The sequence below is a fragment of the Kitasatospora viridis genome (assembly GCF_007829815.1).
GTDB lineage: Bacteria > Actinomycetota > Actinomycetes > Streptomycetales > Streptomycetaceae > Kitasatospora > Kitasatospora viridis.
In genome coordinates, this window is sequence record NZ_VIWT01000001.1 from 5,626,232 (window position 1) to 5,639,782 (window position 13,551).

General features: G+C 71.6%; 18 protein-coding genes. 10 read left to right on the plus strand and 8 right to left on the minus strand.

The window, feature by feature from the left end:
* Positions 1-12: 12 nt before the first annotated feature.
* Both FHX73_RS25215 and FHX73_RS25220 read right to left on the minus strand, forming a co-directional pair.
* Positions 13-204: a DUF5999 family protein gene (locus FHX73_RS25215; RefSeq protein WP_145907233.1), complete on the minus strand. Its 192-nt coding sequence runs from the start codon at positions 202-204 to the stop codon at positions 13-15.
* Between the two features lie 291 nt (positions 205-495).
* Positions 496-1,086, minus strand: a complete 591-nt coding sequence (locus FHX73_RS25220; protein WP_145907235.1) for a hypothetical protein — start codon at positions 1,084-1,086, stop codon at positions 496-498.
* Positions 1,087-1,437: 351 nt separating this feature from the next.
* Here FHX73_RS25220 and FHX73_RS25225 point away from each other — a divergent pair, with 351 nt between their 5' ends.
* Together FHX73_RS25225 and FHX73_RS25230 are read left to right on the plus strand one after the other, a co-directional pair.
* Positions 1,438-2,940 (plus strand): glutamate-cysteine ligase family protein, encoded by a 1,503-nt coding sequence (locus tag FHX73_RS25225; protein WP_145907236.1) that lies wholly within the window; start codon positions 1,438-1,440, stop codon positions 2,938-2,940.
* 57 nt (positions 2,941-2,997) lie between these two features.
* The gene (locus FHX73_RS25230; protein ID WP_145908514.1) at positions 2,998-3,795 is read left to right on the plus strand and encodes a CPBP family intramembrane glutamic endopeptidase; all 798 of its coding nucleotides are present in this window, start codon (positions 2,998-3,000) and stop codon (positions 3,793-3,795) included.
* Positions 3,796-3,852: 57 nt separating this feature from the next.
* Here FHX73_RS25230 and FHX73_RS25235 read toward each other — a convergent pair whose 3' ends face one another.
* From FHX73_RS25235 to FHX73_RS25245, 3 genes are all read right to left on the minus strand, one after another.
* Positions 3,853-4,653 carry a PhzF family phenazine biosynthesis protein gene (locus FHX73_RS25235; RefSeq protein WP_145907239.1) on the minus strand — a complete coding sequence of 267 codons (801 nt, stop codon included), beginning with the start codon at positions 4,651-4,653 and terminating at the stop codon, positions 3,853-3,855.
* Positions 4,654-4,825: 172 nt separating this feature from the next.
* Positions 4,826-5,014 (minus strand): YegP family protein, encoded by a 189-nt coding sequence (locus FHX73_RS25240; protein ID WP_145907241.1) that lies wholly within the window; start codon positions 5,012-5,014, stop codon positions 4,826-4,828.
* Between the two features lie 108 nt (positions 5,015-5,122).
* Positions 5,123-5,590, minus strand: coding sequence for a MarR family winged helix-turn-helix transcriptional regulator (locus FHX73_RS25245; RefSeq protein WP_246213703.1), 468 nt, complete (start codon positions 5,588-5,590; stop codon positions 5,123-5,125).
* Between the two features lie 109 nt (positions 5,591-5,699).
* Here FHX73_RS25245 and FHX73_RS25250 point away from each other — a divergent pair, with 109 nt between their 5' ends.
* Positions 5,700-6,032 (plus strand): rhodanese-like domain-containing protein, encoded by a 333-nt coding sequence (locus FHX73_RS25250; RefSeq protein WP_145907243.1) that lies wholly within the window; start codon positions 5,700-5,702, stop codon positions 6,030-6,032.
* Positions 6,033-6,079: 47 nt separating this feature from the next.
* Positions 6,080-6,655, plus strand: a complete 576-nt coding sequence (locus FHX73_RS25255) for a YceI family protein (RefSeq protein WP_145907245.1) — start codon at positions 6,080-6,082, stop codon at positions 6,653-6,655.
* A 43-nt stretch (positions 6,656-6,698) separates the two neighbouring features.
* Here FHX73_RS25255 and FHX73_RS25260 read toward each other — a convergent pair whose 3' ends face one another.
* Positions 6,699-7,322 carry a TetR/AcrR family transcriptional regulator gene (locus FHX73_RS25260; protein ID WP_211786252.1) on the minus strand — a complete coding sequence of 208 codons (624 nt, stop codon included), beginning with the start codon at positions 7,320-7,322 and terminating at the stop codon, positions 6,699-6,701.
* Positions 7,323-7,721: 399 nt separating this feature from the next.
* Between FHX73_RS25260 and FHX73_RS25265 the strand changes: the two genes are divergently transcribed.
* From FHX73_RS25265 to FHX73_RS25290, 6 genes are read left to right on the plus strand one after another with little or no spacing between them, the layout of a single operon-like run.
* Entirely contained in the window at positions 7,722-8,915 is a 1,194-nt protein-coding gene (locus tag FHX73_RS25265; RefSeq protein WP_145907247.1) for a pyridoxal phosphate-dependent aminotransferase, read from the plus strand.
* Positions 8,905-9,402, plus strand: coding sequence for a DUF6190 family protein (locus tag FHX73_RS25270; RefSeq protein WP_145907250.1), 498 nt, complete (start codon positions 8,905-8,907; stop codon positions 9,400-9,402). Before FHX73_RS25265 ends, FHX73_RS25270 begins: the two co-directional genes overlap by 11 nt.
* Positions 9,403-9,421: 19 nt before the next feature.
* Positions 9,422-10,201, plus strand: coding sequence for a dihydrodipicolinate synthase family protein (locus FHX73_RS25275; RefSeq protein WP_145907252.1), 780 nt, complete (start codon positions 9,422-9,424; stop codon positions 10,199-10,201).
* Positions 10,198-11,016 (plus strand): iron-containing redox enzyme family protein, encoded by an 819-nt coding sequence (locus FHX73_RS25280; protein ID WP_145907253.1) that lies wholly within the window; start codon positions 10,198-10,200, stop codon positions 11,014-11,016. Before FHX73_RS25275 ends, FHX73_RS25280 begins: the two co-directional genes overlap by 4 nt.
* A complete protein-coding gene (locus FHX73_RS25285; protein ID WP_145907255.1) occupies positions 11,013-11,276 on the plus strand; it encodes a Rieske (2Fe-2S) protein in 264 nt (87 codons plus the stop codon). Before FHX73_RS25280 ends, FHX73_RS25285 begins: the two co-directional genes overlap by 4 nt.
* A 1-nt stretch (position 11,277) precedes the next feature.
* Positions 11,278-12,300 carry a methyltransferase domain-containing protein gene (locus FHX73_RS25290; protein WP_145907257.1) on the plus strand — a complete coding sequence of 341 codons (1,023 nt, stop codon included), beginning with the start codon at positions 11,278-11,280 and terminating at the stop codon, positions 12,298-12,300.
* Between the two features lie 92 nt (positions 12,301-12,392).
* On the opposite strand, the gene FHX73_RS25295 is transcribed toward FHX73_RS25290, so the two are convergent.
* Both FHX73_RS25295 and FHX73_RS25300 read right to left on the minus strand, forming a co-directional pair.
* On the minus strand, positions 12,393-12,608 hold the full coding sequence (locus tag FHX73_RS25295) for a hypothetical protein (RefSeq protein ID WP_145908517.1): 216 nt from the start codon (positions 12,606-12,608) through the stop codon (positions 12,393-12,395).
* Positions 12,609-12,717: 109 nt separating this feature from the next.
* Positions 12,718-13,407 (minus strand): TetR/AcrR family transcriptional regulator, encoded by a 690-nt coding sequence (locus FHX73_RS25300; RefSeq protein ID WP_145907258.1) that lies wholly within the window; start codon positions 13,405-13,407, stop codon positions 12,718-12,720.
* Positions 13,408-13,551 lie beyond the last annotated feature (144 nt).

A 13,551-nucleotide genomic window follows, 5' to 3' on the forward strand; every position in this document is an offset into this window, starting at 1 on the left:
TCCGGACGGGCCTCAGGCCGCGACCGCCAGCGGGCGGCGGGGCGCGATCACCCGGCCGTCCGGCAGGAGTTCGCCGGTGTCCTCGAAGAGCAGCACCCCGTTGCAGAGCAGGCTCCAGCCCTGCTCGGGGTGGCGGGCGACGGAGACCGCGGCCTCGCGGTCGGGGGAATCGGCCGACGGACACTCAGGTCGGTGCTGGCACATCGTGGTACCTCACTTCACTCACGCTTCACGCCCCCCGCAGCGCAGCGCGGGTGTGAACCAGCGCTTCTGTGGGTAGGACAGGTGGTCCTGCCACGCTGCCTCCAGTGTCCGCGTCCGGCCCGCGTTGCGCAGCCCTTTTGGTGACTCACGCCACAACTGCGGGGCAGAGATCACCCATTCAGATGGCCCGGGAGGGCGCGGGGCAGCCCGAGGGCCACCCGGCTATGGCTCGGCCGGGTGGCCCTCGGGTAGTCCGTGCGGGTGGGGCTGACGTTCCGTGAGGTGTACCCGTCAGGCAGCGGTGCCGCTCAGCGGGCGGGCGGCGGCCCGCACCGAGCGCAGGGCCAGTCGGGAGAGCAGCTCGTCCGCCGGGTAGCCGTGGTGCGCGGTGATGCCCAGCGGGGCCGGCGCCAGTGGCAGCAGCAGGTCGGTGGCCGGGTCGGCCTCCGCCGCGTGCAGCCACAGCGCGGTCGCGTAGTGGCCCGGGATGGAGAGCAGCCTGGCCTGGTAGGTGGTGGGCAGCGGCTGCACCAACTGCCAGGCCTCGGCCAGTGCGCGCACCGTGGAGTCCAGGTACGGGCCGGCCGCGAAGTGCGCGAAGCTGTGCCCCTCGGTGGACTTGGCCACCTCGGCCGCGGCCAGCACCGCCGTGCCGTGCTTGATCAGGAACCGCCAGCCCGTGCGCGGCGCCGAGGCCAGCGCCCGGGCCGTGGCGGTGCCGGGCGGCAGCTGGTGGACGGCCAGCGGATGGGCCGGCTGGAGCTGCCCCGGGGTACTTCGCAGGGCCGCGGCGCCGGGTTGGCGCAGTGCGGTCTCCGCATTCAGGGCAGCCAGCACGGCGCGTAGTGCGCTCGGCGGTGGCTGGGGGGTCTGCAGGGTCATGGCGGGTCGCCTCTCCGTGCGAGATCGGCGTGCGAAAAAGCGGCATACCGGCGTGGCGCGACAGGGCCGGGTCCGGTTGGGCGTGATCGCGTGGCTGTGCGCGCGGGTGGGCTGCACGGCAGCAGTCGGCCGCACCGGATCGTGTCCGGTGCCGGCGGAGGTGTCGGTAAGCCCACTCGAACAAGTGCGCAGGGTGACCTGTTTATCACCTTCGGTGCTGGTCGGCAAGTCGGCAGGCGGGGTGAGAATCCGTCAGATCCCTTGTGGCGCAAGGCATTGCGCCGGATCGGGTATCGATCTTCCGGATGGGCATGATGCAGGGCACTGTCGAGCGGGCGAAGGGGGCAACCGATGGGGGAGAAGGTCACCACGACCCGGGCGGAGCTGTCGGACCGGCAGCAGTACCGCCGAAAACTGCAGTCCTGTCAGGAGGCCCTGGAACGGATGCTGCGAGACGGCCGGTTCGACCGGCCGCGGGCCGTGCTCGGCCTGGAGATCGAGCTCAACCTGGCGGACGACCAGGGGCTGCCGCTGATGAGCAACCAGCAGGTGCTGGAGTCGATCGGCTCGGCCGACTTCCAGACCGAGCTGGGCCGGTTCAACATCGAGGTCAACATCGCCCCGCACGCACTCAGCGGCCACGTCTTCGAGGAGCTGCGCGAGGAGCTGGACACCGGCCTGCGCTACGCCGACCGGCGGGCCGCCGAGGCCGGCGCCCGGATCATCATGGTCGGCGTGCTGCCCACCCTGGACGTGCGGCACACCGGGCTGGACGCGATGAGTCCGGTCAACCGCTACAGCCTGCTCAGCGACCAGATCCTGGCCGCCCGCGGCGAGGACATCAGGCTGGACATCGAGGGGGTCGAGCACCTCCAGCTGGACTCGGTCAGCATGGTCGCCGAGGCCGCCGCCACCTCGCTCCAACTGCACCTCCAGGTCACCCCCGACCGGTTCGCCCCGGTCTGGAACGCCGCCCAGGCGATCGCCGCGGTCCAGGTCGGGCTAGGCGCCAACTCGCCGTTCCTGTTCGGCCGGGAGCTGTGGCGGGAGACCCGCCCGGTGCTCTTCCAGCAGGCCTGCGACACCCGCTCGGCCGAGCTGAAGGCCCAGGGCGTGCGCCCGATCACCTGGTTCGGCGAGCGCTGGGTGGACTCGGTGGAGCAGCTCTTCGAGGAGAACCTGCGGTACTTCCCGCCGCTGCTGCCGATCTGCGACGACGAGGACCCGGCCAAGGTGCTGGCCTCCGGCGGCATCCCGCGGCTGTTCGAGATGAAGCTGCACAACGGCACCATCTACCGCTGGAACCGCCCGATCTACGACGTCTCCGACGGGGTGCCGCACCTGCGGGTGGAGAACCGCTGCCTGCCGGCCGGCCCGACGGTGGTCGACACGCTGGCCAACGCCGCCTTCTACTACGGCCTGGTCCGGGTGCTGGCCGAGCAGTCGCGCCCGGTCTGGTCCCGGCTGCCGTTCGCCGCCGCCGACCAGAACTTCCAGGACGCCGCCCGCCACGGCATCGACGCCGTGCTGCGCTGGCCGAGGCCGGGCCGCGGGGCCAAGGGGGCGCCGGCCGAGGTGCCGCTGGTCGACCTGGTGCTCGGCGAGCTGCTGCCGCTGGCCCACCAGGGGTTGGACGAGTGGGGCGTGCAGCCGGCCGACCGGGACCGCTACCTGGGGATCATCGAGCAGCGCTGCCTGCGCCGCACCAACGGCGCGGCGTGGCAGGCGGCCACCGTGCACCAGCTGCGCGAGCGGTACGGGACGGATCGGGCCACCGCGCTGGCCACCATGACGCGCCGCTACATGGAGCTGATGCGGGCGGGCGAGCCGGTGCACACCTGGCCGGTGGGCTGACGGTCCGTCGCACCGGGGGGCTCTCAGGGCCGTGTGACAAGATGATCCGCCATGACGATGGCACCACCCGCCGAGCCCGACCACCTGCTGCCGCCCGGCGACCGGCGGCGCAGGCTGCTGGGTGCCGAACTGCTGATCGTGCTGGCGCTCTCGCTGGGCGCCAGCGGGGTCTACGCGTTGATCAGCTTCGTCGACTCGGTCACCCGCAACGTCGCGCTCTCGCACCAGGACGCGTCGCTGAACGCCTCCGCCGCGCCCGGGCGGCCCTGGATCGACCTGGCCTACCAGCTCTACTACGTCACCAAGGGCGTGATGCCGGTGGTGCTGGTCGGCTACCTGCTGGTGCGCGAGGGCAGCTCGCTGCGGGTGCTCGGCTTCGACCTGCGCCGCAAGCTCTCCGACCTCGGGCGCGGCGCGCTGGTCGCGGCGGTGATCGGCGGCACCGGGCTGGCGCTCTACGTCGGCTCCCGGGCCGCCGGGTTCAACCTGACGGTGGTGCCCTCCGGGCTGCCGGACGTGTGGTGGCGGATCCCGGTGCTGGTGCTGTCGGCCTGCCAGAACGCGGTGCTGGAGGAGGTGGTGGTGCTCGGCTACCTGGTCCGCCGGCTGGACCAGCTCGGCTGGTCGCCGCGGGCCGTGCTGATCACCAGTGCCGTGGTGCGCGGCTCCTACCACCTCTACCAGGGGATCGGCGGGTTCATCGGGAACGTCGTGATGGGCGTGGTCTTCGTGCTGCTCTACCGGCGCTGGGGGCGGGTGATGCCGATGGTGGCCGCGCACGCGCTGATCGACACCACCGCCTTCGTCGGCTACGTGCTGCTGGTCGGGCACGTCGGTTGGCTGCCCAAGCCTTAGCCCAAGCCTTAGGGCCCAAGCCTTAGGACCCAGGCCCGGACCGCGCCCGGACCGGGCTCACGGCGTGGCGAGCAGGGTGCCGGTCAGCACGCTGACGGCGTGTCCGGCCACGGCCACCCGGTCGCCGGCCAGCTCGCACTCGACCAGGCCGCCGCGCGGCGAGGCCTGGTAGCCGGTGAGGGCGGTGCGGCCGAGCCGCTCGGCCCAGAACGGGGCGAGCGCGGTGTGCGCGCTGCCGGTCACCGGGTCCTCGGGGATCCCGATGGTCGGCGCGAAGAACCGGGAGACGAAGTCGTAGCCGCTCGCCGGGTCCTCGGCGGGCGCGGTGACCGCGACCTCGCGGGTCAGCGCGGCCAGGTCCGGGGCGAGCGCGCGCACCGCGTGCTCGCTGCCGAGCTCGGCGACCAGGATGTCGAGCTCGCCGGTCTCCCGGCAGCCGAGCACCGGGCTGCCGAGCGCCTCGGCCAGGCCCTCGGGGACCTCGGTGGGGGTGAGCGCGGCGGTCGGCAGGTCGAGGGCGATCCGGCCGTCGGGGCGGGGTTCGGCGGTGAGCACGCCGCTGAGCGTGTGGAACCGCACCGGTTCGGCGCCCACCAGCCCCTGCTCGCGCAGCGCGTGGGCGGTGGCCAGCGTGGCGTGGCCGCAGAGCCGCACCTCGGTGACCGGGGTGAACCAGCGCAGCCCCCACTCGCCGTCGGGCAGCGGCCGGACGAACGCGGTCTCGGAGAGGTTCAGCTCCCGGGCGACCCGGCGCAGCCACTCCTCGGCGGGCCAGTCGCCGGCCGGGAGCGGGCAGACGGCGGCGGGGTTCCCGGCGAACGGGCGGTCGGTGAACGCGTCGATGACGGTGATCTGCATGGCCCGAGGGTACGGATCGTCAGGTCGGCGGGCCCAGGGCCAATTCGGCATCAGTGGCCTGCTCGGGACGCGCGGCTGCCGGTGCCCGCCCGGGACACGCGGCCGCTGCTGCCCGCCCGGGACGCGCGGGTGCCCGGCGGCACGGGGGCCTGCCGGGCACCGTGACGCCGGGTCAGGCCGGGGCGCCGGCCTCCTGCAGCTTGGCGTAGGGCGCGAGCTTGCGCAGCGATTCGATGTTCTTCAGCAGGTCCTCGCGGGTCTCGTGCGCGTCGCCGATCACGACCACCGATCCGTTGCTCGCCTTGAGCCGGAACCGGTACATGCCGCCCTCGTCGGTGTAGAGCTCGAACTTGCCTGCCATCGCAGTTGACGCCTTTCCTCCGGTTGACCCCCTGTCAGGAAACGTAGGGCCAAACCTCTTGGGGCGCAGGCCAGATGAGCCAGCCGAGTGGCGGGGATCCGTCGGGCCCTACGGCTGGAGCCGCCACTCGACCTCGGCCCGGTCGCCGTGGGCGACCCGCAGCAGGGCCTCGGCCAGCACGTGCGCCTCGTCCTCGGTGAGGTAGGTGGAGAAGTGCCGGTGGATGCTGCGCATGTACACCGGTGCGGTGTCGCGCAGGGCCTGGGTGCCCTGGTCGGTGATGCTCGCCCAGTTCACCCGCTTGTCGGTGGCGTCCTGCTGCTTGCGGACCAGGCCGACCCGGGCCATCTCGTCGACCAGTCGGCTGACCCGGGTGCGGCTGAGCAGGACCCGGTCGGAGAGCTCCTGCATGCGCAGGCCGTCGGGCCCCCCGGCGCGGAGTTCGAGGAGCACGTCGTACCAGGTGAGGGGGACGGTCCCGGCTCGCTGCACGTCCGCCTCGATGGCGCGGACGGCCGCGTTGTGCGCCATCAGCAGGGCCCGCCAGGCATCGAGGCTCGTATCACCATTGCTCACGGGCCGAGTCTAACGGCGCTTGCGTGCGTCCGCACGCACTTGTTAAAGTGTGTGCGGACGCACGGTATTGACCTGATGGAGCGTCACCGACCCAGAGGAGGGGATCCCCATGGCCGAGATCATCGGGCGCGAAGAGGTTCGCAAGCGGATCGAGAACGGCGCCACCGTGCTGGAGGCGCTGCCCGCGCAGTACTTCGAGGACAAGCACCTGCCCGGTGCGCACTGCTTCCCGCTGGACGACGTGGACCGGCTGGCCGGCACGCTGCTGACCGACAAGGACGCCGACATCATCGTCTACTGCAGCGACAGCACCTGTCCCAACTCCGGCATCGCGGCCGACCGCCTGGTGGAGCTGGGCTACACCAACGTGCACAAGTACGAGGACGGCAAGAAGGACTGGGTCGAGGCCGGCCTGCCGACCGAGTCGGGCCCGCGCGCCTGAGCTCCCGTCCGTCCGACAGCGGTACCCGACAAGAAGGGCCAGTTGCCATGAGTAGCGCCTCTGCACCCACCCGCTCGGTCGGCGGCGTCGAGCTGCCGGCCGCCGGCACCTGGAAGCTGGACCCCGGCCACGCCGAGGTCGGCTTCGTGGGCCGGCACTTCATGCTCACCAAGATCCGCGGCCGGTTCACCTCGGTGGAGGCCACCGTCGAGATCGGCGAGCGCCCGGAGGACAGCAAGGTCACCGCGGTGATCGACGTCACCAGCCTGGCGACCGGTGACCAGGCCCGGGACGAGCACATCAAGTCCGCCGACTTCTTCGACGCGGAGAAGTTCCCCCAGGCCACCTTCAAGTCCACCTCGGTGACCTGGGACGGTGTCGAGGGGAAGCTGATCGGCGACCTGACGATCAAGGAGGTGACCCACTCGGTCACGCTCGACGTCGAGTACCTCGGCTACGCCCGGGACCCGTGGGACAACGACCGGATCGTGTTCTCCGCCAAGGGCAAGATCAACCGTGAGGACTGGGGCCTGACCTGGAACATGGTCCTGGAGTCCGGCGGCATCCTGGTCTCCAAGGAGATCGAGCTGGTGCTGGACCTGGAGGCCCTGCGGCAGGTCTGATCGGCCGTGGGTGAGCGGGTCCGGTGCGCCAGTGCCGGGCCCGCTACTGCGTGGGCCGGGCGCCGAGCAGGTCCGCGACCAGGCGGACCAGGGTCGGCGTGATGCGGTCGGGGGAGTGGCCCGAGACGGCGAGCGAGTGCTGGAGATCGGCGCCCAGCGGCGCCAGCAGGGCGTGGGCCACGATCTCCGCGTCGAGCTCCGGGCGGGCCTCGGCGACCAGCAGCGCGAGGTGGCGCCGCCAGAACTGGTAGGAGCCGACCTGGTAGCGCGCGCTCGGTGCCGCGGTCTCCGACAGCCTGACCAACTCCAGATTGCGGAAGAGGAGTTCGAGGTAGGCCTGGACGAAGGCGATGATCCGCTGGTCGGCCGGGGCGCCCGGGCCGAGCGGTGGCGGGCCGAACAGGATCCGGGTCTGCAACTCGCTGTCCTGGGCGTCGAGCAGGGCCGCGGCGAGGTTGGCCTTGCTGCCGAACCGGCGGAACAGCGTGCCCTTGCCGACGCCCGCCGCCGCGGCGATCGCGTCCAGCGACACCCCGTCCACTCCGTGCTCGCCGAACAGCCGGGCGGCCGCGTCGAGGATCCGGACCCGGTTGCGCGAGGCGTCCGCCCGTTCCTTCGGCGGGCTCCGGCGGATCTCGATCAGGTCCAGTTCGGCGGAGTCGCTCATGTGTCGCTCCCGTTGACGTCACGGATCCGACTCGGCACGGGTTCGCTGAGACCTTGGTCCTGGGTTGTCGGTTGGGGAGATGGTACGTGAGCTGATGTCCGTTTCGCCGCCGGCGGCGGAGCACAGACAGAAGGGATATTGGCTCACGCATCGCCCCTGAGCATGGCTCAATTCTTGTTCACGTCCGGGAGCGTATGCCATAGTCGCGCTACCGGACTGTAGTCCGGTTACAGGTGGGTCCACTGCGACAACCACGTTCAGCCAATCCCCGAACCCCACTCGCCCCGAGCCGATCCGAGTGGGGTTCGCCCTGCGCCAAATCATGTCCTTCCCCGCACGCCGGGCCGGCGTGCGCCCGATACGGAGGTCACCACAGACCTGTGGGTGACTGGAGGCAGCATGAACGAGCACCAGGACGACGACAGAACCACCCTCGACCCGGTCGGTCTGCTCGACCTGACCCAGCATGAGATCCAAGCGCTGAAGTCCCGCTACAACCTCGCCGACGCCCACACGCACCAGCGCCAGTCCGAGCGCCAGCGGCAGATCGTCTCCCGCCTCTCCGACCTCTGGTACGAGGCGGAGGAGGGCCTGCAGGCCGGCTACGAGCAGAAGTTCATCGAGGCCTTCTTCCGCCTGCACCGCCAGCCGACCGCACTGGCGAAGAACAAGACGCTGCTGTCGTACGCCGCCTCCATCTCCACCATGGTGGCGGGCATGTTCCTCAAGCAGCAGCGGATGGCGGTCACCCTCGTCGAGCCCTGCTTCGACAACCTGCACGACGTGCTGGCCAACCTGGGGGTGGCGACCTACCCGCTGGACGAGGTCGCGCTGCACGACCCGGACCGGATCTACGCCGAGCTCAAGCGCCGGGTGAAGACCGACGCGCTGTTCCTGGTCGACCCGAACAACCCGACCGGCTTCACGCTGCTGCAGTACGGCCGGCGCGGCTTCGAGGAGGTCGTCCGGTACTGCAAGGACCACGACAAGCTGCTGCTGATCGACTTCTGCTTCGCCTCCTTCACGCTCGACGACCCCGAGTTGGCCCGCTTCGACATCTACGAGCTGCTGGAGAGCTCCGGTGTCTCGTACCTGGCGATCGAGGACACCGGCAAGACCTGGCCGGTGCAGGACGCCAAGGCCGCGATGATCACCGCCAGCGACGACATCGCCGAGACGGTCTACAACATCCACACCAGCGTGCTGCTGAACGTCTCGCCGTTCGTGCTCAACATGCTCGCCGAGTACGTGGACGACGCCCGCGAGGAGGGCATGCGCTCGGTCCGCGACGTGCTGGAGCGCAACCGCGAGACGGCGCGCAAGGCGCTGGACGGCTCGATCCTGGAGTACCAGGAGCCGGTCGCCAAGGTCAGCGTGGCCTGGTTCCGGGTCGACCACCCCGAGCTGTCCGCCACCGAACTGCAGAAGCTGCTGTACGCCCAGGGCGTCTACGTGCTGCCCGGCCGGTACTTCTACTGGAACGAGCCCGGCAAGGGCGACTCCTACGTCCGGATCGCGCTGGCCCGCGACCCGCAGATGTTCGCCGACGCGATGGCCCTCACCCGCCAACTGCTCGACGGCCATGCGGGCTGAGCAGTCCGGGGCGGAGTTCGTGGACGCGGCGCTGTTCCTCGGGATGAACAGCGCCGACGAGCGGACCCGGATCGCCTGCAAGTCGTACTTCGCGGCCCGGCTGACCGGGCGGGTCACCATGAGCCTGGAGCAGGTCGGCCGCTGCGACGACCTGGTCTGGCGGTTCCCGCGCCAAGTGCAGGACGCCTACTACCCGTTCATGGACGTGCTGCACACCGACATGGCGATCGACCGGGTGCCGTACGAGGCCGCCGACCTGAGCCGGGGGCTGGCGGAGGAGACCGGCCTGCCGATGCACGAGCGGCTGCTGCTCGCGATGGTGCGCAACCGGCGCGGCACCCTGCGCACGGTCAGCCCCCGCCTGCTCGGCGGCCCGGACGGCCAGGTGCTCGCGCCGCCCGCCGGGCCCGAACTCGCCTTCCCGGAACCCCTGGAGGGCCTGTACCAGCAGTCGCTGGTGCTCCGACTGCCTGTTGACGCACTGTGACCGGAACTGAGGTGAGGACATGTATCGCGGAGTGACGGCGGCGCTGGTGACACCGCTCACCCCCGCCGGGGCGGTGGCCGAGGCGGACGTCGCGCGGTTGGTCGGTTCGCTGCGGGACCACGTGGCGGCGCTGCTGGCGACCCTGAGCACCGGCGAGGGCTGGGCGCTCACGCCCGAGCAGTGGCGGGACATGGTCGCGGCGACGGTGCGGCACGCCCAGGGCGTACCGGTGCTGGCCGGCATCGAACTGCCCACCACCGCGCAGGTGGTGGAGCGGATCGCCTGGGCCCGGGAGCTGGGGGCCGCGGCGGTGGTGGCCACCACGCCGTACGGGCCCGAGGTCGAGCAGGCCGAGATGGTCCGCCACTTCGCGGCCCTCGCCGCGGCGGGGCTGCCGGTGCTGGTCTACCACGAATCCGAACTGTCCGGTAACAAAACCGAGTTGGCGACACTGCTGGAGATCTGCCGGATCCCCGGCGTGGTCGGGGTCAAGGACTCCTCCAACAGCGTGGAGTTCATCAAGGAGCTGATCGCCGCGGAACCCGGCGTCGCGGTGTACCAGGGCATGGAGGAACTGCTGCTGGACTCCGGGCCGGTCGACGGCTACGTGATCGCCCTGTCCTGCGTCGAACCGGCCTTCTGCGCCGGGCTGTTCCAGGATCCGGCACCCGCGAAGCTGCCCGAGCTGCTGGCCATGTGCAAGCGGTACGGCCTGGACCGGGAGGACTGGTACGTGGCGGTCAAGGACGAACTGCACCGGCGCGGTGTGCTGTCGAGCGCCCGGACGGTGTCGGGATGACCGAACAGCAGGAGTTGTTCCTGCTCAACCGTGCGGTGCCGGACCGGGACGTGCTGGACCGGATCCTGAAGATCGAGCAGAACTGGCTGCCGCCGAAGCTGGACGGGCTCGCCGCCCGCGCCGCGCAGGTCACCAGCCGGGAGCAGTGGCTCGGCGCGCTCGCGCAGCTGCTGGCGGCGGAGAAGCCGGGCAGCCCGGCCGGGCACTACCTGGCCGAGTCCGCCACGCGGGAGCAGTTCGCCCGCGTGGTCCGCGAGTTCGCGCTCGACGGGCTGACCGAGGCGCAGAACTTCTTCCCGGCGATCCCACGGTTGCCGATCAAGGCCCAGATGGCGGTGATGCGGGTGCTGATCGACGAGTTCGGCTGCGGCAACATCGCCCGGGCGCACTCCCGGCTGTACCTCGACCTGCTGGCCGAACTCGGCCTGCCGCAGGACCTGGAGAGCTTCCTGGAGACGACCGCCGACGAGACCTACGGCTTCCTGAACGTCTTCTACTGGCTCGCCCAACGCGCGCCCGCCGTCGAGTACTTCCTCGGGGCGCTGGCCTACCTGGAGGCCAGCATCCCGGACGCCTTCACCGTGCAGGCGCGCGCCTGCGAGCGGCTGGGCCTGGCCCACGGCGCCTACTACACCGAGCACCTGCACATCGACACCTTCCACCGGGAGGAGATGCAGACCGCGATCCGGGAGCTCCAGGCGGCGCGCGGGCTGGACGCCTCGAAGCTGTGGGCCGGCGCGCTGCTGCTCTCCGACCTGCTCGGCACGGCCTTCGAGGCCGCCGTCGAACGGGCCCGGGCGGAGGTGCCGGCATGACCGGGCACGAGGAGACGACGGTGGAGGAACTGGGCCGCGACCTAGTCCGGGTCACGGTCGCCGACCAGGAGTTCGTCATCGACGCGGCCTGCCCGCACCGCGGGGGGCGACTGGCGCACGGCTACGTGAACCCCCGCACCCTGCGGATCACCTGCCCCCTGCACCGGACCTCCTTCGACCTCGCCACCGGCTGCGTGATGGCGGGTCCGGCCGCCGGGCGGCTCACCGTGCACCACGCCGGCCCGGTCGGAGGGAACTGAGATGGAGTACGAGCCGGAGCAGCCCTGGCTGCCCGCCTCCGAGCAACTGCTCGACTGGAGCGACGACTTCCACCGTCTGATGCTCGGCGACCAGTTGCGGATGGACGCCTACCGGGCGGCCGTCGCCGAGTCCGTCAGGCCCGGCGACACCGTACTGGACCTCGGCACCGGCACCGGCATCCTGGCCCGCTGGGCCCTGGAGGCCGGGGCCGCCCGGGTGTACGGGATCGACCTCAACAAGTCCATCCTGGACACCGCCGTCGAGCGGCTGACCGTGCTCGGCCTGGTCGACAGGTTCGTCCCCCTGCACGGGCTCTCCTTCGACCTGGAACTGCCCGAGCGGGTGGACCTGGTGATCTCCGAGATCCTCGGCAACCTCGCCGACAACGAGAACGCGCCGGCGATCCTCGGCGACGCCCGGCAGCGCTTCCTGCGCCCCGGGGGCCGCATGCTGCCCAGCCGGGTGGAGAGCTACCTGGTGCCGGTGGCCGCCGAACGGGCGCACCGCCGGCTGCGCGAGGGCTCGCCCGCCGACGCGGGCGGTGCCGAGGCCTTCGCGGCCCTGCTGGGCCGACGCGGCTCGCGCAGCGCGTTCGACCTGTACTACGACACCATCCTGCCGCTGTCGGGCTACCTGGCGGCGCCCAGGATCCTGCGGGCCTTCGACCTGACCGCCGCCCCGGAGCCCTCCGACTACCGGGTCCCGCTGGTGTACGCCTGTCGTCGGCCCGGTCGATTCACCGGGTTCAAGGGCTACTTCGTCGCCACGCTGGCCGACACGGTGGCGTTGGACATCTCGGGGGACGAGATCGGGCGGCGGACCACCTCGGACAGTTGGAAGCACTGCTTCCTGCCGATCGAGACCCCGGTCCAGGTCGAACCGGGTGATCGCATCGTGGTCACCTTCAGCCGGCTCGGCGCCGGGTCGGAGCACACCTTCCGGCAGGGCTACCGCTGGGAAGGGGAGGTGATCTCGGCCCGGGGCGGCCGGACCGTCGCGAGCTTCTCCCAGGGCACCGCCTGAGCGGCGCCCGGTCACGGCTCCGGTTGGACGGCCCGCGCCGAGCGGGCCGTCCAACTCGGCGTTCCGGCCCGGTCCGTGGCACGCGGCACCGGTCAGCCGATCAGGCGGATCGAGGCGGTGTCGAAGAGGTCGAAGGCGCGCGGGTGGGGGCCCTCGTCGTGGTGGTGCAGGGCGGACCAGAAGAGGTCGCCGGGGCGGGCGGTGCGCTCGGCGTAGACCCGGTAGGCGTAGCGGCAGCCGTCCACCCCCGCCAGCTCGACCAGCCAGCAGGCCGAACCGCCGTCAGTTCCTGACGGTTCGTCAGGCAGGCCAGGATGGGCCGTCGGTGATGGCAATGGTGCTCCCTCCCGCAGTGGTGCGCCCGCGGGGGGTAGGACCGGCGCCGGCGCCGAAAGGTTGCGCCGTCGGGGGGAATTCTCAACTCCGCTTCGGCGTGTCCGGGCGGTGCAGCAGCCAGCGCTCCAGCATCAGGCGGGTCTCGGTGAGGACGGCGGGGTCGCCCTCGGGGTCCTGCTCGAAGGCCTGGTTGAGCAGGCCGGCGGCGGTCCGGACGGCCAGCCGGGTGCGCAGGGCGAACTCCGCCGAGTCGGGGTAGCCGTGGTCCCGGACCAGGGCGCGGTGGACCAGTTCGGCGATCGTGCGGTCGGTGCGCTCGTCGTGCTCGCGCAGCGCCGGGAGCGCCGGGCCGGCGTACCAGAGCCGGCGGAAGCCGGGCTGGGCGCGCCGGAACTCGGCCTGGGCGTCGAGCAGCCGGGCGAGCAGCAACTCGGGGGTGGCGGGGGAGGAGGCGAGCACCCGCTCGGTGCTCGCGACGAACCGGTCGAGCCAGTCGGCGGCCAGCGCGGTGGCGATCGCGTGCTTGTCCGGGAAGAACCGGTAGAGCATGCCGACCGAGACGCCCGCCTCGGCGGCGATCCGCTTGGTGCCCAGCTCCGCGTACGGCAGTTCGGCCAGCAGCCGGGCGGTGGCGGCGAGGATCCGGGCCACCTTCTCCCGGCTGCGCGCCTGCTGCGGGGCGCGCAGCGCGCCGGGCAGGGCGGGGGCGTCGGACTGGGTGTCGGACTGGGCGGGGACGCCGGGGAGGGCGGTGGCGTCGGGCTCGGGCATCGGGCCGGTCCTCTCGGGTGCGCCGCTCGGCTGCTGGCGTGAACCATCTTGACAGCTCGTCAAACAAGAACGAAAGTCTGGTTCGTGTTTTCTAACGGGGGAACGGCCGAGGCGCCGCTGGGAAGACCCTTCAACCTGCTCTGG